Origin of the sequence: Lysinibacillus sphaericus, assembly GCF_002982115.1 — a bacterium.
In the GTDB taxonomy this organism is placed as follows: Bacteria; Bacillota; Bacilli; order Bacillales_A; family Planococcaceae; genus Lysinibacillus; species Lysinibacillus sphaericus.
Genome location: NZ_CP019980.1, coordinates 1,367,621 through 1,386,087, shown reverse-complemented (window position 1 = coordinate 1,386,087; position 18,467 = coordinate 1,367,621). Strand labels below are relative to the sequence as shown.

Below are 18,467 nucleotides of genomic sequence, written 5' to 3'. Positions count from 1 at the left end.
AATACTAATTTTAGGAGGTGTCGAAATGAAAAGGGATAAAAAAGATACAGAATTTGCAACAGACGAGTCAGCAAAATCATCCAATATTAAAAAACCGAATGAGCGTGTCGGGCATACTGAACCCCCTCGCCCAAAACATGAAGAAGACCTAATTATGGATGAGAAAAAAAGTAAGTCGACTTCATTATAAAATAAGACCAAATTGCATATTATCTATATTGACCACTTATAAGGAGTGGTCTTTTCCTTTTTACAATCTGTTTTATCCTATATTAGTTAATAGAAATTCTGAGTGCGCCAACAAGCAAATCAGTTTCTCAAATGATAAAGTTTTAGGCATTTTATACAACGATTGTTTAAAAAACAAATTTAAACATTTAATTATGTAAAAAATTTGAAAATCAAAAAATAATGATATATAATTTCATTAACCTATTTTTGGTAAAATTTGTATGATGAATGGAGGATGTTTATGAAGAAAACCTTATTAGCAACATCAATGTTATCTTTACTTTCTTTACATGCTGTTAGTGGTGCTAGCGCTGAAGAACCTGTAGACCTTACAAACGCAGTAGACTTTACAAACTCTGAGGATTATACAGAATACGATAACGCTCCGCTTGTAACTTTGCCAAATATTACGCCATATGCTAGTGATATGTCAGGATATGAATATATTCATTCTAGTTCATCTAGAAACAATCAGCTTGAATTTCAACATTTGGCTAAAAATCCTAGTTCGGCCACAGATTCTGTTAGTTATTCAGTAGCTGTTACGCAATCTTCTTCAGCTAATGTTGCTACTAGCGCTACTTTTAAGTCAATGGTGGCTGAAGTTGGGGTTTCAACTCAAGTAGAACTAGGAACATCTACTACAAAAACACTTTCAATCACTTGGTCGATTCCCGCCAAGTCTAATTATTTGTTAAGAGCAGGAAGTAGTTGGGTGCAAGCAAGTGGAACTGAAAAACTATGGAGTGCAGGCAAAGTAATAAGTTCTAAGACTGTGACAGGAAAATGGACGTATACTAGTTGGAGCGATAAGGTTAAACAATGATAAAAATTATTAATAGTAAACTTTTTATTTTTATTCTAGTTATGTTGACATCTATTTTTGTTCTTGTAGCATGCGATAATAATCAACAAATTGAAGATACAAAACGTAACAATCAGCAATTAGAGGAAAAACAAAATAATCATCAACAACAACAAATGGAGGAAGTCAGTAGTACCGTTTCTTTAGAAAAGCAATTTATTCCACCAAATTTTGGAGTTGATGAATTTAAAGTAAACGCTAATGATAAATTAGTGGAATTTAAAATTTCTTACAGAATCAGTCCTCAGCTTTATGATGTGTTAAGTAAAATTAATAGTAAATATTATTTTGAATTAAAGATACCCGAAAATATTTCTTCAATAATAAACAAAGATAGTACAGGGTTAGTTCCTGGAGCTATTATGGAATTTAATTCACTAAAATATATTGTTACTCTTAATACAGAAGTAGATAAACCATTGACTACTAGTGAAATAAAAGAGCTAGTACAAAACAAAAATGGTTATGGATTATATGTATATGACCAAGATAAAGATGCAATTCACTACTTTGATGATGTTGAATTGTTTTCTACGATACCTAAATAGAGGGCTAGTTTAAAAGGTTACACGATACTGTAAGCTAATGATAGACATAGAAAAAGGCGACTCTTTGGCCGCTTTTTTCTATGTTTTATTAAAATACGTAAGTGTCCAACGTGCGGATAACGTGAAGCAAGATGTATCATGCGCATTGTGTAAGAGTGAAATAACGAATAGTCGTTTTCAAAGGCTCCAATTATGGCAGTATGCTGTGAATCAATATTTTAGGCCTTTTCTGATTTTTTCATTATGATGTAGTAAATAGAAAATAGTCGTAAGCATGATCTTTGACTTTTAAATCCTATAAATTTACTCTTGTTTTAGAAGGAGTGAATAACATGACAACTTTTTTAAAACCATTTACTTTTCATAACGGCGTCACAATTCGTAATCGTTACTTAATGGCGCCAATGACCACTTACTCAGCAAATGCGGATGATACGGTATCAGATGCTGAGATTACATATTACCGTGAGCGCTCATATGGCGTCGGTGCGGTGATTACAGCATGTGCTTACGTACTTCCTAATGGGAAAGGCTTCCCAGGTCAAATTTCGGCACATAGCGATGAATATATTTTGAGCTTAAAACGTATTGCTGATGCGATTCACGACGGTGGCGCAAAAGCAATTTTACAAATATATCACGGCGGTCGCCAAGCAGTACGTGACCTTGTACCAAATGGCGATATCGTAAGTGCAAGTGAAAACGTTGCAGCAGATGGCGGTGTGGCACGTGCATTAACGGTAGAAGAAATTGAGGAAATCGTCGTAGCATTTGGTGAAACGACACGTCGCGCCATTGAAGCAGGATTTGACGGTGTGGAGATTCACGGTGCAAATACGTATCTATTACAACAATTCTTCTCAGGCTTTACAAATAAACGCACAGACCGTTATGGTGGCTCTGTTGAAAACCGTATGACATTCTTATTAGAAATTATCGAAAGTGTAAACCGCGCCAAAGCGCAATATGCTGATGATCAATTTATCGTTGGTTATCGTTTTAGCCCAGAAGAGCCTGAAGAAGACGGCATCACGCTAGATGAAACGGTTCGACTTGTAGATCGTTTAGCAGATGAAAAGCTCGATTACTTGCACATTTCATTAGGTGATTTCCGCTCAGAAGCACATCGTTATAGCGGCGAAAAAGAAAACCGTATTAAAATTTTAAAACGCATCATTGACGGTCGAATACCGTTTATCGGCGTTGGTTCAATTTATTCACCAGAAGATGCGAAAGAAGCAATGGAAACAGGTGCTGATTTACTTGCACTTGGTCGTGAGCTTTTAATTGAAGCGCACTGGGTGGAAAAAGTAGCCGCTGGTGAACCCGTTATTACGGAAATGGATATGAGCCGTGATAATAACATTCCAGAGCCCCTAATGAACATGATGAAACGTAATGTAGGTTGGGTCCCTGGCGTAAAATAATTGTAAAAACGAACCACCATGACACACTAAACTAAACAAACATAAAGAACAAATTATCTACGATGATCTGCTTTGGGAAGCAACAGATTGTACTGATGCTAGCGATGGTCAAAAAATCATTTATAACTAAGCCTGTAACAGCCATTCAAGACTTCCCTGTACAGTTCATTTTCTTACGTATTCTTAATAAAGAAAAAGAAGCGTCTCAAACCCTTGATTTTAAAAGGTTTGAGGCGCTTTTAGTTAGCATGAAGCTTTAGACGTCTCAGGAGTACTTATAAATATTTCTGAGACATTAATTTTACTAGGGTTTCTAGCTTCACTGTGTAGAAATTGTGTATAATTATGTTTTTACTTAGATACCTCTTATTTCATCAATACATAAAATGCTAAATACGATTAGAATCAAGGTTTAATTCTTAATGGAAATAACTATTACACTCGCAATACTTTATATCATTTTTCATATCTTTTTTATACTGGTAATACATCTTTTCTCTTATTGAAGGGATAATTTCGGTATTAAGCCACTTCTTTAGTTCTTTTTGTATTTCTTTCTCTTTTTTACTAATTCCTTAGTCATCTTACGTTTAATTTTATCTAAAAACATTTAAGGCATCGGCAGTTATTCCAACGGCTCCCATTACCCAACCTGCAGGGTTCCAAAATAAAATAGCCTTACAAAGCTTGTTGTAAGGCTTTACTTTTTTAAATACTTGTTCCATCCGTAAAGATTATGGATTTAATTTTGTATTTAAATTTCATATTCTCAAATGGCAAATTATAAAACCGCATATCTTCATCTTTGAATTGATTTAAATCAACAGCAGTATTGAAGTTTGTAGAACCATTTGCAGGAATAACATCCCACTCATATTTGAAATCTAATGTGTATACTAATTCACCAAACATATCATAAAAATATGTTTCTGCTATAAATCCTTTTATGTCTTTATCTGTATGGTTAATATATTTCAAAATAAAATTTAATTCATATCCATAGACATTATCATCAATACTTGGGTCCCTAGGAATAACATCTTCTAAAACTAATGTCAAAGATGTATTTAAATGATTGTCTTCAGCAATCTCTTCATTTTTGGAAATTTTCTCGACACTTTCAACTAAACCATCTTGATTTGATGTATCTACTTCTTCTTTTTCCTCTTGATTTAAAGTTTCTACTTTTTCTTGTTCATTCTCACCTGATTTATCAACACTTTCTTCTTTCTGATTACATGCTGATAAAATTAAAACATAAAATAAACTTAGTAATAATAATAACTTTATCTTACTATTTTCCATAATTATTCCTCCAAATATGTATTAATCTATATGGTATCATAATTAAAATTTCACTCAATACAAAATAAACATTTTGAGTGCTATGTACAATTAATTTAAAAAATCCCCTCGAAATAAGGTCAAATAACGATAAGAAAAAGAAAATTTCACACCTAAATTTCGTTTATCAATATTCCTAAACACATCTACTATTTCTATTAAAAGGAAATAAATCCAATAAAATAAAATTCTAATTCAAGCACCTCTAGGACACCAATTAATGAATAAATGTGTAATTTTCTTTATTAACTTATCTATTAGAACGTATTGTCAAAGACCACCCATCACGGAGTATTTAATTAAAGCCTATCTAGGTTAACACCCTTATTTCTTTATATATGGCTGTCTGAAAAACAAAAATAATGGTAATGCCAATGATAAACCAACTGTAAACAAAGTTAATAGACATATCCACTTTTCTTTAATGTTATACTTTCTCGACTCATTAAACATAAAGATGATAAAAACAAAACATGAAATAAAAAAGTCAACAGCGAAGAAGGTCGATATCGAGTTTGCAAATAATAAATCTATTAATAACCCTAAATCAAATCCGTTTTCGTTCAAGAATTGCACTAAAAAATAATACGGAAATACTGTCCCAATAATAGCAAATAACAAGTAAACTTTTCTCATTTAAAAACCCCTCTCTATGCTTTTCACAAATAATATAGTTTAATAATACCTCATAAAAAATTAATTTTAATAAATATTTCCATTTATCACTCCAACTAATATTCTAACGATGGTTCACCATACACCATTGATTGTGGAAGGCTATCATCTTCATTTAACCAATTGTAGAAAGCACAGGCCGTTCTTTATATGGAGTTTCTTTTATAAAAGGATGATTTATATAGATTCATATTAACAATCTAGAGCTTTTCTATACGCTCCTAAAAGAAGTGGATGAACGAGATGAAGAAATTGCACTCAACATTTTTGCATCTTAATTTTTTGTTCACATTGTTTACCTATATTTGATTTTATATGTTATTTAATGCTATTCTCGATATTCTTTACACAAAAAAAACGCCCAAACCCCTATATTATCAAAGGTTTTAAGCGTTTTTCTTTTTGGTTTAAAATCAACCTATGATTTGCAATTGACGTCCCAGGAGGGAATTTATCATTCACCTGGAACCTTGGTATTACTGGGTTTTCAATTAGGTTGTGTAGAAATGTGTAGAACATGATTATTTACTCTACAATTATACATGCTTTAATTGGATCACTAGCTCTTATAAATTAACATTAACTATGGCAATGTTCCAAGTAAAATTTTATAAATCCTCTAACTAAAAACGTACCCAGAATTTACTTCTATTGCAACTAGCTGAACAAAATTATCGTACGTATAAGTAATGAGGGGATTCAAACCCGCGACCCGAAACTATAATACTTCAGCTTCTTTCTCGTGTAGTTTGTCTACATACGATTCTCTAAGCATTATGGCGACCTTAGAAACAGCTTAAAATAATCTAGTCTATCTTTATGTAGATTAATAGGTAAAACATACCAATTAAACCACTCCAATATTTAACAGATTTGAAATTATAACAGTTGATTACTTAATTTTCTCCTTGCTACTAACATCTTGGGCTCTAAAAATATTAGCTAATTTATTTGTATAGACAATTGTATTATCATTTTTTCTTTAGCTCTTGTAACCGCTACATAATGAGCATTTAGTCTTTCTTCATTTTCAAAATCATAATCTCTACCAAATGCTACAACTTGTTCAAACTCAAGACCTTTATTAACTGTATTTACAAACTTTCAAGTTCTTATTGCATTTAAACACACGTAAATTGTATCAGAGAAGAGGAGCTTATTCCGCAATCGCGCCCGATTGTTGAGTACCTTATTGAAGATAAGCACCCGTTAGCTTAATAAGGCTTCTCTTTATTTTTTTAATATCTTCGCTTCGACTTAATACAAAAACGCCTCAGTTTACTATCAAAGATTATTTTTATTACTTATAAAGGAAATTTGTTCAGCTGATATAATAAAATCAATTAAGTCCTCCGTTTTATTTTGTAGCAAGACGTGAAATTCATATTTGTCATTCACTTTATATATTTCCTCATACAGCCACCATGAATCTTCTAACAAATCATCCTGTTTGATAATATTAATATTTTCAAATATGACCTCATCTATATTTGTATCACTCACTTTATTATCAAGGAGTAATTTTAAGGATTTATCATTCTTAATTGATTTTATAATTTTGCAATCATGGAAGCTAAAATCCCCATCAATTTCTATATCCAGTAATGTTGAGTTTTCTTTTATATATCTTTTGTAATCTTCAATTACTGTGGTTACAATTCTGTAATTTTCCTCGCAAAATTGAGTTACAGCATTTATTACATTACGAGTTGCCTTATCTAAAGTAAACACCCTTATATCTGCAATCTGTTTTACTATTGTTTCTGGTAATTGCTTTTTTAAATACATAAGATTATGTATGAAAATATCATGAAATTGTTCTATTCCCTTTTCTTTATTAAAAGGTTCATAGTTTTCGTGAGATTTTAATCTTAAATTAGCTTCTTCTTGTACAGTAAGCCAACTATTTAATTCAATGTGGTAAAGCTGTTGAAAATATTCTTCTGAGAATGTTTCAGCTTGCTTTTCTTCCTCTAAATGCAGATGTAAATTATTTTTTTGACACAATTCATGCCATTCTTTAGTAAAATATTTCATTTTATTACCCTCGTTTCTCTAAGTAGATAATTTTTAATTAAACTGCTCTGTTAGTTGAATAAGAAAAAAGAGCTGCCTATGCAACTCAATAATCTTCAAGAAAAGCGCACGATTGCTGAAGATCGTGATTTAGTACTGCATATCTACTTAAATTGCCATGCTACTTGAACGATTAATAAAATTAGGATGGTAGTTACTAACCCTTTAGCAATTTTTAAAGGTATTTTTGATACAATTTTTAGTGCAACTTGTGTTCCAATGATAGATCCCATACCCAAAGCAATTGCATAATCCCATTGTAAATAACCCGTTTGATAAAAAATGATAAATGCCCCAAAACAGCTACCGAAATTTAACACTCTGCTCATTTGTGTTGCCTTTACATAAGTATTTTTAGATTTTATAAAGTATAAAATACTGAATGTTGATGACCCAGGACCAAATCCACCATCATACATCCCAATAAAGAATGACATCACTTTAGAAGCACGATTATTATTAAGGTTTGTATTATTTGCTTGTAGTTCGCTATACCATTTCTTACTTTTAATAGATACAAAAAATGTAAATATGAGCAAACAAATTGCAATTAGATTTAGCCATTTCTCTGGAAGAATTGACGTAACTAACGCACCAAAGCCTCCTCCGATAATCGAAGAAATAATGTAGGATTTCATCATTTTCATATTCAACTCTTTTGTCTTTAGAAGAACAATTAAACTAGATAATGATGCGATTCCTGAAGAAAATTTATTTGTTGCGATACTAAAATGAATAGGAATTCCAAGTAGTAGCATTGCAGGTAACGTAATTAAGCCCCCGCCTCCTGCAAGTGTCCCTATAAATGAACCTAACATGCCAATGCAAATAATGATACTGAGAAACGGGATGTTTGTTGTAGCATTAATTTGTAATAATAGAAAAACCCCACCTGCAAATATCATTGAAAGATTAATCAATGTCCTCATTATTTTTCCCTCAACTTTTTATACAAACCATACAACGCTATTATCAATAAATCTAATATATAATTAAGTAATATCCATAAATAATATTTATACAAGGGGGATTTGCATGAATCTACACTCTTTAAGAATATTTAAAACGGTAGCTGAATTTGAAAATGTAACAAAGGCCGCAGAGTATCTATGTTTGAGTCAGCCAGCTGTAACGATACAAATTCGCCATTTAGAAAAAGAGCTTGATGTGACATTGATCCAATCGAAAGGTAGAGGAATTCAATTAACGAAAGTAGGACGCATTCTTGCAAAAGAGGCGGAAAACCTTTTTTCATTAGAAACCTCGATAGAAACAAAAATCGCGAATATAAAAAAACAAGCAGCTGAAACAATTGTCATTGCGTCGACCTATTTACCAGCTACAGCTATACTTCCACCATTCATTTCGAAGTATAAAGATGAAAATGAGCATATTCAATTTGTACTTCAATCAGGAAACACGAAAGACATGATTCATAATTTGCTAAATTATAAGGCAGATATAGGAATTATTGTTACTGAAAATATAGATGAGTCTAATATAGTAAGTAAACATTGGAAAGATATTGAGTTTTATTTCGTTACTCACCCAAAGCATAAATTAGCAAATAAAGAGGTCACTTTAGATGAACTTGTTCAATACTCATTTGTTATGAGAGAAGAAGGGAGTTCAACAAGAAAACTTTTCCAATCCATTTGTCATACTCAAGGTGTGCCATTTCCTAAAATAGGATTGGTTTTTAATGGATTAACGGAATCGGTTCAAGCAGTTCTTTCAGGTTATGGTATTACTTTATCTCCATCTATTGCTGTTAAAAGGTATTTAGATACTAATCAACTGCAGAGGATTTATGTGAAAAACATAGAAATTATACGCCCTGTACATGTATGCACACGATTAAACATGCAGCCAAATACTAGTTCTGAATTGTTTTTAGATTTTCTTTTAAATAACAAATAATAAGTTATCAAACCGCCGTTTGGTAACTTTTCATAAAAGAATGTATTTCAACAATATGGCCCGATTGTTGAATAAGAATGAAACACCTGTGTACGGCTTTGGTATAAATAGTGAAACAGAAAATAACCATTTTAGTACATTTATTTCGTGAATATGCCCATTAGCGTTGTAAACAGGATTGTTACACAAAGGTGGTATCAGTCAATGCCAATGTACCCCAACCTACGAAATATTGGTTATCCATACTCTGTCTCCCCTTTTACATTTAACTATACAATAATGTTAGATGAAAAAAGCACCCAAAAAATCGTCTAGTTACATTTACAAAAGCATGTCATTCAATAATCTAACCCTCTAATGAAAACGAGCGCTGATCCATATTATAGAATCGCGCCGATTGTTGATAAATCCTGTTATTATGATTTTTGTTATAGTTCATAAACAAAGGGAAATTTGCATCTACAAATTATTTCTTTTTTATTTTCTCTTCCACTTTACTTTGGTTTTCAGCAACCCTAAATTTTACTATTTGACTAATTAATCCATAAGGGATGGGTTTTCCAATTGGGAATTGAACTGCACCTTTAGAGGTTTTATATCCCGATAATTCATGCTGAAAATTATTAATCCCGCTTGAAGTTGGGTAGAAGCCTATATGGTTTTTGTATGCAGCAAAATGTACCAGATTTCCGTTTAATACAAAAGTAGGCATCCGGTAACTTATTTTTTCTTCGGCATTTGGCGCTGATTCCTTTATAACCTTTCTTATTGTTTTTAATATTTCTTGAATCTTTTGAGGATATTGTAAAATATATTCATCAATTGATTCAGGAATGTTTTGTTCCATAATATGCCTCCTTGTAAATTTAAGTATTGAAAGGATTTTAAAACACTTTAATATTAAAGTAAACATTCTTTATCTATTTCTCAATCTCCCCAATTTTGTCAAAGTTAATATTGATGAATTGATTTAAATATTTTTGGTCCATTTTGTTTAAATGAAAATCCTCACATTTTCTTTTGCTTGTTGAAAACTTTAAATTCCACTTCCCCCTCAATCGTGTCCTTCTTATACCATTTCACCATTTTCCTTTTTTGCTCGAATTGTAATTTTACCCACGCATTGTGTTAGATTTTTATAGCCCTTTTCACCTTTGTGAAATAGCGTAGAGAATAGATTTTCTACTTCAGCTAATGTTGTATCTTTAGAAAGTTTATGTACACGTATTAATTCGATACCTTTATAAGCATCTTCTGTTCCATGAACTTCAACTTCTCCAATACAGTTTATTTTAAGTACAAACATCCACAATCTTTAAGATGTTATCATGCGATATTGACTAATAGATACCAATACTATTTTCACTATTAAAATTCTGATATTTTAGATAAAAACACATCTATTGTAACTGTTATTCAAAATTCAAAATTGTTAGAATATTATTAATTACCAATATTACACTTAAAACCTAATTTCTTTCAGGAGGGATACAAATGAAGCAAAAGTTACATTTAATTCCGTTTCAAGTGAATGAAGTGGTCGAAGTGGTCGAAGTGGTGCCAGTAGGTATTGAACTTATTGCAGCTCCAAAAGTTTGGGAGAATTCTAAAGGGAAGGGGATTACTGTAGCGATATTGGACACAGGCTGCGACGTCACCCATCCTGATTTGAGTGGGCGTATTATCGGTGGGTGGAATTTCACTCATGATGATGATGGACAACCTGATCGATACATCGATTATAATGGCCATGGAACCCATGTGGCTGGCACAATTGCTGCAATCAATAACTACACAGGAGTAGTTGGTGTTGCACCTGAGGCAAATTTATTGATTTTAAAAGTGCTTGATAAAAATGGATCAGGGCAATACGACTGGATCATAAATGGTATTAACTATGCAGTTGAACAAAGGGTGGATATCATCTCCATGAGCCTCGGAGGTTCTGTCGATGTACCTGAGTTACACCAAGCTATTCAAAACGCAATCACTAATCAAATACTAGTCGTTTGTGCTGCTGGTAATGAGGGAGATGGACAGAGTTCTTCAAATGAATTGGCCTACCCTGCCTGCTACAATGAAGTCATCAGTGTCGGTTCCATTAACCTGCAACGCAGATCTTCTTATTTTTCAAATTCGAATAATGAAGTCGACTTAGTAGCCCCTGGTGAAGAAATCCTTTCAACGTATTTAAACGGAACTTATGCAAAACTAAGCGGAACTTCGATGGCAACACCGCATATATCTGGTGCACTTGCACTCATAAAAGAGAATGCCAACAGAAACTTTGAGCGAAATCTGACAGAGGCTGAGCTGTATGCACAATTAATAAAAAGAACGATTCCTTTAGGAAACTCGCCAAAACTCGAAGGCAACGGCATGCTGTACTTAACAACAGAGGAATACTTATCGGATGTATTCAACCAAAAATTATCTGGACAGGCGTTGAAAATATAATGGAAAAACTAGATTTGCTATACTGTGAATGGGAAACGGCCAAGTCAGATTTTTTAAACTATCAGGAAAATCGACCCTATTATGACGAAAAGAAAGATAAGGAAGTCAGAAATCAATACTATCATAGCATTTCATTCACGAATACTACTCTTTTAGACAGCCTTCACACATTGCTTATAAAAACACATACAGATCAATTAAACTACAGCCCGCACCGTTATGTGTACCCCTGGGTTGATTTACAGGAAAACGGTTCATTAAAAAGTCTTTATTCTGGAAAAAGGATGGATCCCCTTTCTGTCATAGAGGAGGACGTTCGGCTCCACGAAATGCAGGCAAAAGGGTTAATAAGCATCTTATCGGATAATCTATTTAACTGTGAACATGTAGTGCCTCAATCATGGTTCGATAAAAAAGAACCGATGAGAGGAGACTTGCATCATTTATTCGCCTGCAATCCTACCTGCAATAGCAGTCGCAGCAACTACCCTTATTACGATTTCCATGATTATATCCCTGAAGGATTAATTTTAGGAATCAAAGATGGCTGCGGCAAAGCTGAAGAAAGTAAATTCGAACCAGAATACGGCAAAGGAATCGTTGCTAGAGCTACACTCTATTTCCTAATTCGCTATCCAAACATAATAAAAAAAGAACTAGTGAATATCTTCTTATTGTTAAAATGGCATCAATCTTTTCCAGTATCTATCTATGAAAAGCATCGCAACCTAGCTATCCATGAACTTCAAGGCAATCGGAATCCATTTATTGATTTTCCAGAGATTGCAGAATGTATCGTAACAAATTAAAAAACACTAATTCCCTTATAATCGTACAAAAGAATTAGTGTTCGCTTTTTTAATATTAAACGCCAATAAAGGTATAATTTCTACATGTAGTAGATTGAGATATTAAGGGTGATTGGTCATCTTTTATTCCAAAAATTCGTTTCAAACGAAAATAAAGGAGATGGTTCCAATGACAGTTTATGAGTCTATAACGCTCATGTTTAGTTTCGCTACACTTATTGTAACGATTCTTGCGTTGTCATTTACTTTTTCAAAAAAAAAGTAAATCACCCTCTATACCTTACAGAGTAGGGTGAATTACTAGAATGCCAATCGCCTTTAATGTAATCACCTAAATCCGAACAATCTCATTACCTTTAATAGAAACTATCGCTGGTCTATTTTGGTATTTTTTTACACACTTTAAATCTTCAAGGATATGTTGCAAACCTTATTATTCTTCCCCACTAAACTCTAAAATATTTAAACCCTCGGATACTTCTGGTTCTTCAAAAAAATTAGTAACATGAATAAACGTCTCTTCTGTGTCAAAAGTTGCTCTTTCGGGTTGTTCGATACATCTTTGTGCAATTTGACGTAAGCATTGCTCATTATTTAAATTAAGGAAAATTAGTTGATGGTTTGCATTTACCTCTGATGCAATATCCAAAAACCATTTTCGCTGTTGTTGAGTATTACCTGGAAAATCCATGACTACATCTGTACCAACACTTAATATGTTTTGGACATGCTTTTTCATCATCGGCTTGAGTTGCGCTGAGAATTTAAGATAGTCTTCAAATGTTGTAATCTGATTAGGGTAAAGAGATGCAAGCCATTCATCCTCAGATAACAATACTGCTTGCTTCTCTAAAGCCACTTGTTTTGATTTAGTCGTTTTTCCAGCTCCCATTTTTCCGCAGAAAAAGTATAGAGTCCCTAGTTTTTTCATATTTTTATCCCTCCATCTTATTTTATCGGTTATTTCCTTATCTTGTAACCTAGCTTATTAATAATTGTAATTGTTATGTAATGAAATTGCATTCAAAGGGATTATTAGAAAACTCACCTATTATCCCAATATCACTATAAAGGAAAAAGTCGTTATAGTTTTCTTCCTGGTCTAGTACATTTATCGTTTCTTTAATCGATAAAGAAGCATATCTTTTTTCTTTAATATAAAGGGGGAGCGATTGAACCAATCCCTTTTACTGCTTTTCAGAAAGATTTAGTTCATATACGATGGAGAAGCTTAATAATTGCTTTGTATCAATAAAAAAGACGCCAAATAATTGGACGTCCCGACTCGTGAAAAAGTACTTAATGCTGGATAAAGTATTTTTTAAGTAAGAAAAGAAATTAAGCAGCTAGCTTTCTGCAAGCCTCTGCACATTTGAAACAAGCTTCCGCACACTGCTGGCAATGTTCATGATCATGTTTCTTACATTCATTGCCACACGCCTCGCATACTGTCGCACATACTGATGCTAGCTCTGAAGCAAATGGTGTATTTCGTGCTAACGCCTGCTCTAAAAAGTTACAGATATCTGCACATTCCCGGTCTAATCTGATGCATTCAGCCATCATCTTTACATCGTCTTCCTTTAGACAAGCGTCAAAGCATTGATTGCAGGCAGCCATACATTGGTGTAAAGCCTGGATTAATTCTTGGCGTTGTTCATGTGACAAATTCTATCCCACCTAAATTTTAGATGTTACTCTCTATACATATACCCCTACAATGTATCTCTAAACATAAAATTAATATATAACGGATGAAGGAGACGACGGATTAAAAAGAAGACTGGATAATTCGGGTTAAAGTATATTGTTCCCCCTTTTTTGGGGATATTTCTTTGCCTACCGTTGTGAATCCGTATAAATCTGGCTAGACCCCTTATCCCACAATCTAGCCCTTTAATGAAAGCGAGCGCTGATTCTTATTACAGAATTGCGCCCGATTGTTGAATAGTATTATTGATAAATATGCCATTCATAACTTAGAAATGATTAAAATGATTTTTCAAAACAAACACATTGGTGAATACGTTTATTATTTGTAAATTGGTCAATACCCTTCCCAACGTAATGAGTAAAAGCGTTAACTAAGTATAGATTGGGCATATTACTTTGAATTCGATGATTCATTTCATTTCCTTCAAAATAAACGTGATAATAGGAATCAACGATATTAAAATTCATTTTTTCATACCAGTTCTGAACCCATAAATCATCTCTTGTCCAAGCCTCAAAACGATTTAAATTCACACTTCTAGCTTTAGTTTCAGCAGCATAGAGTAATTGTTGTCCTATTCCTCGTCGGGAGAAATCAGGATGAACAGCGATATGCCAAATCACCCTCCTAACCCTTCTCCTCTGGAGCAAACTGTTCGTTCTTCTATTTCATATTCAACATCAATAAGCCCAACGATTTGACCGTCAAACTCTGCGACTAGCTCGATTGCTGGATTTTCATAACATTCTTTCTTATTTAGTACATTATCAAAATAGGCAGTCTGTAAAAACGCAAGTGTTCGGCATCTTACCCAACCAGTCTCGTCATTAACCCTATAGTCTCTAATAATCACTTTTTTCCCTCCGGATTTTAGGGACCACGTAGTTTATAGGGGATTTATACGCTCTTCCCTTAAAATAGATTCACCCCGTTAAATATGTTCGCGATTTTCATAATGTACCGCCTCCTTCTAATTATAATTATTTAAATTTTATCAAATTTTCCCAAAATATACACTGACAAAATGACAGTTTTCATACACTATAAAATAGCCCCCAAAAAAGAAATAGCGCAATTCTTGCTACAGAATTGCGCCCGTTTGTTGAAGATTGTTATTGAACTAAAGCCCTCGTTAGTTGAATAAACCCCATATAGTAAAGGTATCCCAATATTCAAACCTTTCAATACAAATTCCATAAATAAAGGTCGGTTCAACAACAACAAAATCAAAAGCACCGTTTGAATATCCACTAAAATTAACTATCCAATTTATATCTCTAAAAATATCTTCCAATCTTAAAATAATCGCACCTGTTTCACGATAATTTAAATGAAACAAAATAACTTCCTTTTCTTGAAGTTGCTTAGGAATTTTCTTGTATAGCAACCCTAGTTCTTTAGCTGCTTTATCTTTACAATGTCCAAATTTAAATTCCTCTTTATATTCAACTGGCTTATCTATTTTATTGAATAAATCACCAAGTAAATCATAGGAATGTTGAGGTTCTAAGAAAGAATCAAGAGTTAAGTGAATATCTTTGATTTTCATTTCTTTAATAATGGTATTTCTTTTACTTTTCATTTGAAGTAAATTAATCTTTTCCTTTCGTTCGTTTATTTCCAATTAGACAAGCTCCTCTAAAGAACATATTTATTAGTTTTATTTTAACAAAAAAACGGATTTCTTATTGAACTAAACTGCCTCGTTAGCTTAAGTACATTGTTTCACAAACTCACATCAAGATTAACAAAAAACCCTATTTTTTATTTAGAAGTGTTATTCAATTAAATGGCCCTTTTGTTGAATAACTCAATTACATTTATAAACACAAATTTATTATTTTTCAAACGACTAATCAAACTTAATGATTAAACTTTTTAAAACCCTACATTAATAAATATTTATCGGGAAACTGCACTTTCTAAGGGCACTATTTAAATGATTAAAAAAGAATTGATTGATTAATAAAAATTAATGGAATATCGGTTGTCTTGAAGTTTGCTCGGCTAATTGTATGCGAATAGTAAAACTTAACATTTTTGCGGCTTAGTGCAATAACAATCACGAAGCGACTTAATAGTACTTTTTTGTGTAGAAAATGTGTAGAAAATGTGTAGAAACTTTTCATTTTCTATCCTTTTCTAACGGATTCTCAAAAAAAAGAAAAGCGCTTCAAACCCTTGATACTAAAGGATTCGAAGCGCTTTTCAGTTGGTTCAAACTTAATCTATCTGAACCTTTAGACGTCCCAGGAGGGATTCGAACCCCCGACCGACGGCTTAGAAGGCCGTTGCTCTATCCTGCTGAGCTACTGAGACATGGTGTGTGTGTTCCTAAAAACCTCTTAGGAAAGACAATATTTATTATATGTCCTTTATTACATAATGTCAACATGAATTTTACTATGGAGGCAAGGTTTGCCTTGAAAATATTATATACCTATTTATTGTATGATGCTATAGCTTTCTTTATGTTATTTTATTGCATTACATTGTCTTATTTTTTGTTAAAATAATAAGCAAAAATGGAGGTATGTGTATGTTTGAAAAGTCGGTGGTTGTGGTGACTGGTGGTGCGCAAGGAATTGGAGAAGGGATTGTGCGTGCATATGCACAGCGTGGTGCCAAGGTTGTAATTGCAGATGTGAATGTAGAGCTGGGGCATCAATTAGCGCAAGAGTGTAATGAACAAGGGTATTCGGCATTGTTTGTGGAGGCGGATGTGTCAAAAGAACAAGATATTGTTGCGTTAATGCAGCAAACGGTCCAACATTTTGGGACGATTACGATTTTAATTAATAATGCGGGTAAGTTTGAGCATGTGTCACCTTATGATATTACGGTTGCGCAGTGGCATAATCTTTTACAAACGAATTTAACGAGTGTTTTATTTTGTTCTAGAGAAGCGGCTAAAATCATGCGGACAAATGAGCTTGGAGGTTCGATTGTTTCTTTGGCCTCTACACGGGCTTTTATGTCTGAGCCTTATAGTGAAGCGTATGCCGCTTCCAAGGGCGGTATTGTAGCGTTAACGCATGCATTAGCCCGCTCTTTCGGTCCAGATAACATTACGGTTAATTGTATATCACCTGGTTGGATTGAAACCGGTGATTATGAACAGCTACGTGCTATCGATCATGAACAACATCTAGTAGGGCGTGTTGGTGTGCCGGAAGATATTGCACAAGCATGTCTGTACTTAACAAATCCTGCGAATCGATTTGTCACAGGGATTAATATTACGGTCGATGGAGGCATGACAAAGAAAATGATCTATGAGGAATAATGGACGCATCTGGATTCTTGCACATTCAAGGATCGTGTAGAGTATTCTACACTAGAATGAATTTTTTAAGGGAGTGAATGTGCATTGTTTCCATATTCAAACAGCTATTCCGGGAATTCTTTAAGCGCCATCTATACGGCTCCATCCAACCAGTATACAGCGCCTATTCGGCACTTTTTACAGCCGCAACAGGATCATCGCAGATGCATTAGTAAAGCAGAGGCTGATTTTATGGCGATGAATCGACTGTTGTGGATGGAGCATGTTAATTGGACGAGGATGACCATTATAAGTATTGTCTTTAATTTGCCGGATTTACCATTTGTGCAAGCACGTCTTTTACGTAATGCGACGGATTTAGGTAATTGTCTGCGCCCCTTTTACGGCGATCAAATAGCAGATCGCTATGCAGAGCTAATAAAAGAGCATTTACTTATTGCAGCGCAGCTTGTTACAGCGGCGAATAAAGGAGATGCGGCAACAGCAGCGGCTAAAGAACAAGAATGGTATCGTAATGCCGATGACATTGCCATATTTTTAAGTTCCATTAATCCATATTTAACTAAAGAAGCTGTGCAGCAAATGTTTTATCGCCATTTAGCTCTAACGAAAAAAGAAGCCGTGACGATGATTCAAAAAGACTATCAATCAGACGTGCAAGTGTTTGATGATATAGAGGCAGAGGCACTTGTCATGTCAGACATGATAGCAAATGCCATTGTCATGCAGTTTTGCTACCGCTTTTATTCATAATAAATAAAAAACCAGATTCATCGACAATCAGCATTTGTCCATCAATCTGGTTTTTCGTCTTGGAGAAAAAAGCTATGATTGCTCCGTATCGGTTTGTTGTTGCTCCACATAGCGGTAATATAAATTCCGTAATTCAGATTCTTTAAACTTGCCTAGATGTGTTTTTAATTGAGGATGCACTAAAATCCCTTTTGCGCGTAGCTCTTTGACAAACCAACCTTTTGAATATTGATGCACGTTGCACCGTCTCCTTTTCTGTTAGTCATCCATAGCGTATGCGCAAAGTTTTTATGCTGTTACCGCTACCCCTTGTTACACCAAAATAAAAACAAAGGACAAGAAATAATCCTTTGTTTACAGTC

The 18,467-nt window shown here is 33.7% G+C and carries 20 protein-coding genes, 1 tRNA gene and 2 pseudogenes; 10 read left to right on the top strand and 13 right to left on the bottom strand.

Features of this window, described 5'->3' with window-relative positions:
• The first annotated feature begins 25 nt into the window (after nt 1-25).
• From LS41612_RS23290 to LS41612_RS06935, 4 genes are all read left to right on the top strand, one after another.
• Nucleotides 26-190 carry a hypothetical protein gene (locus LS41612_RS23290; protein ID WP_162832720.1) on the top strand — a complete coding sequence of 55 codons (165 nt, stop codon included), beginning with the start codon at nt 26-28 and terminating at the stop codon, nt 188-190.
• A 282-nt stretch (nt 191-472) separates the two neighbouring features.
• Nucleotides 473-1,057: a hypothetical protein gene (locus tag LS41612_RS06945; protein ID WP_024363245.1), complete on the top strand. Its 585-nt coding sequence runs from the start codon at nt 473-475 to the stop codon at nt 1,055-1,057.
• Nucleotides 1,054-1,644 (top strand): hypothetical protein, encoded by a 591-nt coding sequence (locus LS41612_RS06940; RefSeq protein WP_024363246.1) that lies wholly within the window; start codon nt 1,054-1,056, stop codon nt 1,642-1,644. Before LS41612_RS06945 ends, LS41612_RS06940 begins: the two co-directional genes overlap by 4 nt.
• A gap of 332 nt (nt 1,645-1,976) precedes the next feature.
• Nucleotides 1,977-3,071 (top strand): NADH-dependent flavin oxidoreductase, encoded by a 1,095-nt coding sequence (locus LS41612_RS06935; RefSeq protein WP_024363247.1) that lies wholly within the window; start codon nt 1,977-1,979, stop codon nt 3,069-3,071.
• Between the two features lie 708 nt (nt 3,072-3,779).
• On the opposite strand, the gene LS41612_RS06930 is transcribed toward LS41612_RS06935, so the two are convergent.
• The 5 genes and pseudogenes from LS41612_RS06930 to LS41612_RS06910 all read right to left on the bottom strand — a co-directional run bounded on the left by LS41612_RS06930 (nt 3,780) and on the right by LS41612_RS06910 (nt 8,095).
• The gene (locus LS41612_RS06930; protein ID WP_024363248.1) at nt 3,780-4,376 is read right to left on the bottom strand and encodes a hypothetical protein; all 597 of its coding nucleotides are present in this window, start codon (nt 4,374-4,376) and stop codon (nt 3,780-3,782) included.
• Nucleotides 4,377-4,739: 363 nt separating this feature from the next.
• Complete coding sequence (locus tag LS41612_RS06925; RefSeq protein ID WP_024363249.1) at nt 4,740-5,051, bottom strand: DUF2834 domain-containing protein; 312 nt, start codon at nt 5,049-5,051, stop codon at nt 4,740-4,742.
• Between the two features lie 981 nt (nt 5,052-6,032).
• Nucleotides 6,033-6,161: pseudogene (locus tag LS41612_RS23875) on the bottom strand (hypothetical protein); the annotation flags it as partial.
• 213 nt (nt 6,162-6,374) lie between these two features.
• Nucleotides 6,375-7,127 carry a DUF4085 family protein gene (locus LS41612_RS06915; protein ID WP_024363250.1) on the bottom strand — a complete coding sequence of 251 codons (753 nt, stop codon included), beginning with the start codon at nt 7,125-7,127 and terminating at the stop codon, nt 6,375-6,377.
• Nucleotides 7,128-7,270: 143 nt separating this feature from the next.
• Nucleotides 7,271-8,095, bottom strand: a complete 825-nt coding sequence (locus tag LS41612_RS06910; RefSeq protein WP_024363251.1) for a sulfite exporter TauE/SafE family protein — start codon at nt 8,093-8,095, stop codon at nt 7,271-7,273.
• 106 nt (nt 8,096-8,201) lie between these two features.
• Here LS41612_RS06910 and LS41612_RS06905 point away from each other — a divergent pair, with 106 nt between their 5' ends.
• Nucleotides 8,202-9,086, top strand: a complete 885-nt coding sequence (locus LS41612_RS06905) for a LysR family transcriptional regulator (RefSeq protein WP_024363252.1) — start codon at nt 8,202-8,204, stop codon at nt 9,084-9,086.
• A gap of 466 nt (nt 9,087-9,552) precedes the next feature.
• Here the strand turns inward: LS41612_RS06905 and LS41612_RS06900 are convergent, their stop codons facing one another.
• On the bottom strand, nt 9,553-9,933 hold the full coding sequence (locus LS41612_RS06900; protein ID WP_024363253.1) for an iron chaperone: 381 nt from the start codon (nt 9,931-9,933) through the stop codon (nt 9,553-9,555).
• A gap of 222 nt (nt 9,934-10,155) precedes the next feature.
• Nucleotides 10,156-10,392, bottom strand: a complete 237-nt coding sequence (locus LS41612_RS06895) for a hypothetical protein (protein ID WP_024363254.1) — start codon at nt 10,390-10,392, stop codon at nt 10,156-10,158.
• Nucleotides 10,393-10,580: 188 nt separating this feature from the next.
• Between LS41612_RS06895 and LS41612_RS06890 the strand changes: the two genes are divergently transcribed.
• The 3 genes from LS41612_RS06890 (at nt 10,581) to LS41612_RS23870 (ending at nt 12,617) form a co-directional block, all read left to right on the top strand.
• Nucleotides 10,581-11,543, top strand: a complete 963-nt coding sequence (locus LS41612_RS06890) for a S8 family peptidase (protein WP_024363255.1) — start codon at nt 10,581-10,583, stop codon at nt 11,541-11,543.
• Nucleotides 11,543-12,352: an endonuclease I family protein gene (locus LS41612_RS06885; RefSeq protein ID WP_024363256.1), complete on the top strand. Its 810-nt coding sequence runs from the start codon at nt 11,543-11,545 to the stop codon at nt 12,350-12,352. The genes LS41612_RS06890 and LS41612_RS06885 overlap by 1 nt, the downstream gene beginning before the upstream one ends.
• Nucleotides 12,353-12,512: 160 nt before the next feature.
• A complete protein-coding gene (locus tag LS41612_RS23870) occupies nt 12,513-12,617 on the top strand; it encodes a putative holin-like toxin (protein WP_370635715.1) in 105 nt (34 codons plus the stop codon).
• A 168-nt stretch (nt 12,618-12,785) separates the two neighbouring features.
• Here LS41612_RS23870 and LS41612_RS06880 read toward each other — a convergent pair whose 3' ends face one another.
• The 5 genes and pseudogenes from LS41612_RS06880 to LS41612_RS06860 all read right to left on the bottom strand — a co-directional run bounded on the left by LS41612_RS06880 (nt 12,786) and on the right by LS41612_RS06860 (nt 16,385).
• Nucleotides 12,786-13,283 carry a P-loop nucleotide/nucleoside kinase family protein gene (locus tag LS41612_RS06880; protein WP_024363257.1) on the bottom strand — a complete coding sequence of 166 codons (498 nt, stop codon included), beginning with the start codon at nt 13,281-13,283 and terminating at the stop codon, nt 12,786-12,788.
• A gap of 407 nt (nt 13,284-13,690) precedes the next feature.
• Entirely contained in the window at nt 13,691-14,020 is a 330-nt protein-coding gene (locus tag LS41612_RS06875) for a four-helix bundle copper-binding protein (protein ID WP_024363258.1), read from the bottom strand.
• Between the two features lie 321 nt (nt 14,021-14,341).
• Nucleotides 14,342-14,919, bottom strand: a pseudogene (locus tag LS41612_RS06870) (GNAT family N-acetyltransferase).
• Between the two features lie 279 nt (nt 14,920-15,198).
• Nucleotides 15,199-15,690, bottom strand: a complete 492-nt coding sequence (locus LS41612_RS06865) for a YxiF family protein (protein ID WP_024363259.1) — start codon at nt 15,688-15,690, stop codon at nt 15,199-15,201.
• Between the two features lie 621 nt (nt 15,691-16,311).
• Nucleotides 16,312-16,385 (bottom strand) — tRNA-Arg (locus LS41612_RS06860).
• A 220-nt stretch (nt 16,386-16,605) separates the two neighbouring features.
• On the opposite strand from LS41612_RS06860, the gene LS41612_RS06855 reads away from it, so the two are divergent.
• Together LS41612_RS06855 and LS41612_RS06850 are read left to right on the top strand one after the other, a co-directional pair.
• Complete coding sequence (locus tag LS41612_RS06855) at nt 16,606-17,352, top strand: SDR family NAD(P)-dependent oxidoreductase (protein WP_024363261.1); 747 nt, start codon at nt 16,606-16,608, stop codon at nt 17,350-17,352.
• Between the two features lie 84 nt (nt 17,353-17,436).
• Nucleotides 17,437-18,105 (top strand): hypothetical protein, encoded by a 669-nt coding sequence (locus tag LS41612_RS06850; RefSeq protein WP_024363262.1) that lies wholly within the window; start codon nt 17,437-17,439, stop codon nt 18,103-18,105.
• Between the two features lie 72 nt (nt 18,106-18,177).
• On the opposite strand, the gene LS41612_RS06845 is transcribed toward LS41612_RS06850, so the two are convergent.
• On the bottom strand, nt 18,178-18,342 hold the full coding sequence (locus LS41612_RS06845; protein ID WP_080653340.1) for a DUF2639 domain-containing protein: 165 nt from the start codon (nt 18,340-18,342) through the stop codon (nt 18,178-18,180).
• Nucleotides 18,343-18,467 lie beyond the last annotated feature (125 nt).

Excerpts from the sequence above, each read along its gene's own strand:
- LS41612_RS06895 (WP_024363254.1), bottom strand. The coding sequence starts at position 10,392 with ATGTTTGTACTTAAAATAAACTGTATTGGAGAAGTTGAAGTTCATGGA.
- LS41612_RS06935 (WP_024363247.1), top strand. The coding sequence starts at position 1,977 with ATGACAACTTTTTTAAAACCATTTACTTTTCATAACGGCGTCACAATT.
- LS41612_RS06930 (WP_024363248.1), bottom strand. The coding sequence starts at position 4,376 with ATGGAAAATAGTAAGATAAAGTTATTATTATTACTAAGTTTATTTTAT.
- LS41612_RS06855 (WP_024363261.1), top strand. The coding sequence starts at position 16,606 with ATGTTTGAAAAGTCGGTGGTTGTGGTGACTGGTGGTGCGCAAGGAATT.
- LS41612_RS06890 (WP_024363255.1), top strand. The coding sequence starts at position 10,581 with ATGAAGCAAAAGTTACATTTAATTCCGTTTCAAGTGAATGAAGTGGTC.
- LS41612_RS06905 (WP_024363252.1), top strand. The coding sequence starts at position 8,202 with ATGAATCTACACTCTTTAAGAATATTTAAAACGGTAGCTGAATTTGAA.
- LS41612_RS06885 (WP_024363256.1), top strand. The coding sequence starts at position 11,543 with ATGGAAAAACTAGATTTGCTATACTGTGAATGGGAAACGGCCAAGTCA.
- LS41612_RS06910 (WP_024363251.1), bottom strand. The coding sequence starts at position 8,095 with ATGAGGACATTGATTAATCTTTCAATGATATTTGCAGGTGGGGTTTTT.
- LS41612_RS06945 (WP_024363245.1), top strand. The coding sequence starts at position 473 with ATGAAGAAAACCTTATTAGCAACATCAATGTTATCTTTACTTTCTTTA.
- LS41612_RS06915 (WP_024363250.1), bottom strand. The coding sequence starts at position 7,127 with ATGAAATATTTTACTAAAGAATGGCATGAATTGTGTCAAAAAAATAAT.
- LS41612_RS06940 (WP_024363246.1), top strand. The coding sequence starts at position 1,054 with ATGATAAAAATTATTAATAGTAAACTTTTTATTTTTATTCTAGTTATG.
- LS41612_RS23290 (WP_162832720.1), top strand. The coding sequence starts at position 26 with ATGAAAAGGGATAAAAAAGATACAGAATTTGCAACAGACGAGTCAGCA.
- LS41612_RS06925 (WP_024363249.1), bottom strand. The coding sequence starts at position 5,051 with ATGAGAAAAGTTTACTTGTTATTTGCTATTATTGGGACAGTATTTCCG.
- LS41612_RS23870 (WP_370635715.1), top strand. The coding sequence starts at position 12,513 with ATGGTTCCAATGACAGTTTATGAGTCTATAACGCTCATGTTTAGTTTC.
- LS41612_RS06880 (WP_024363257.1), bottom strand. The coding sequence starts at position 13,283 with ATGAAAAAACTAGGGACTCTATACTTTTTCTGCGGAAAAATGGGAGCT.
- LS41612_RS06900 (WP_024363253.1), bottom strand. The coding sequence starts at position 9,933 with ATGGAACAAAACATTCCTGAATCAATTGATGAATATATTTTACAATAT.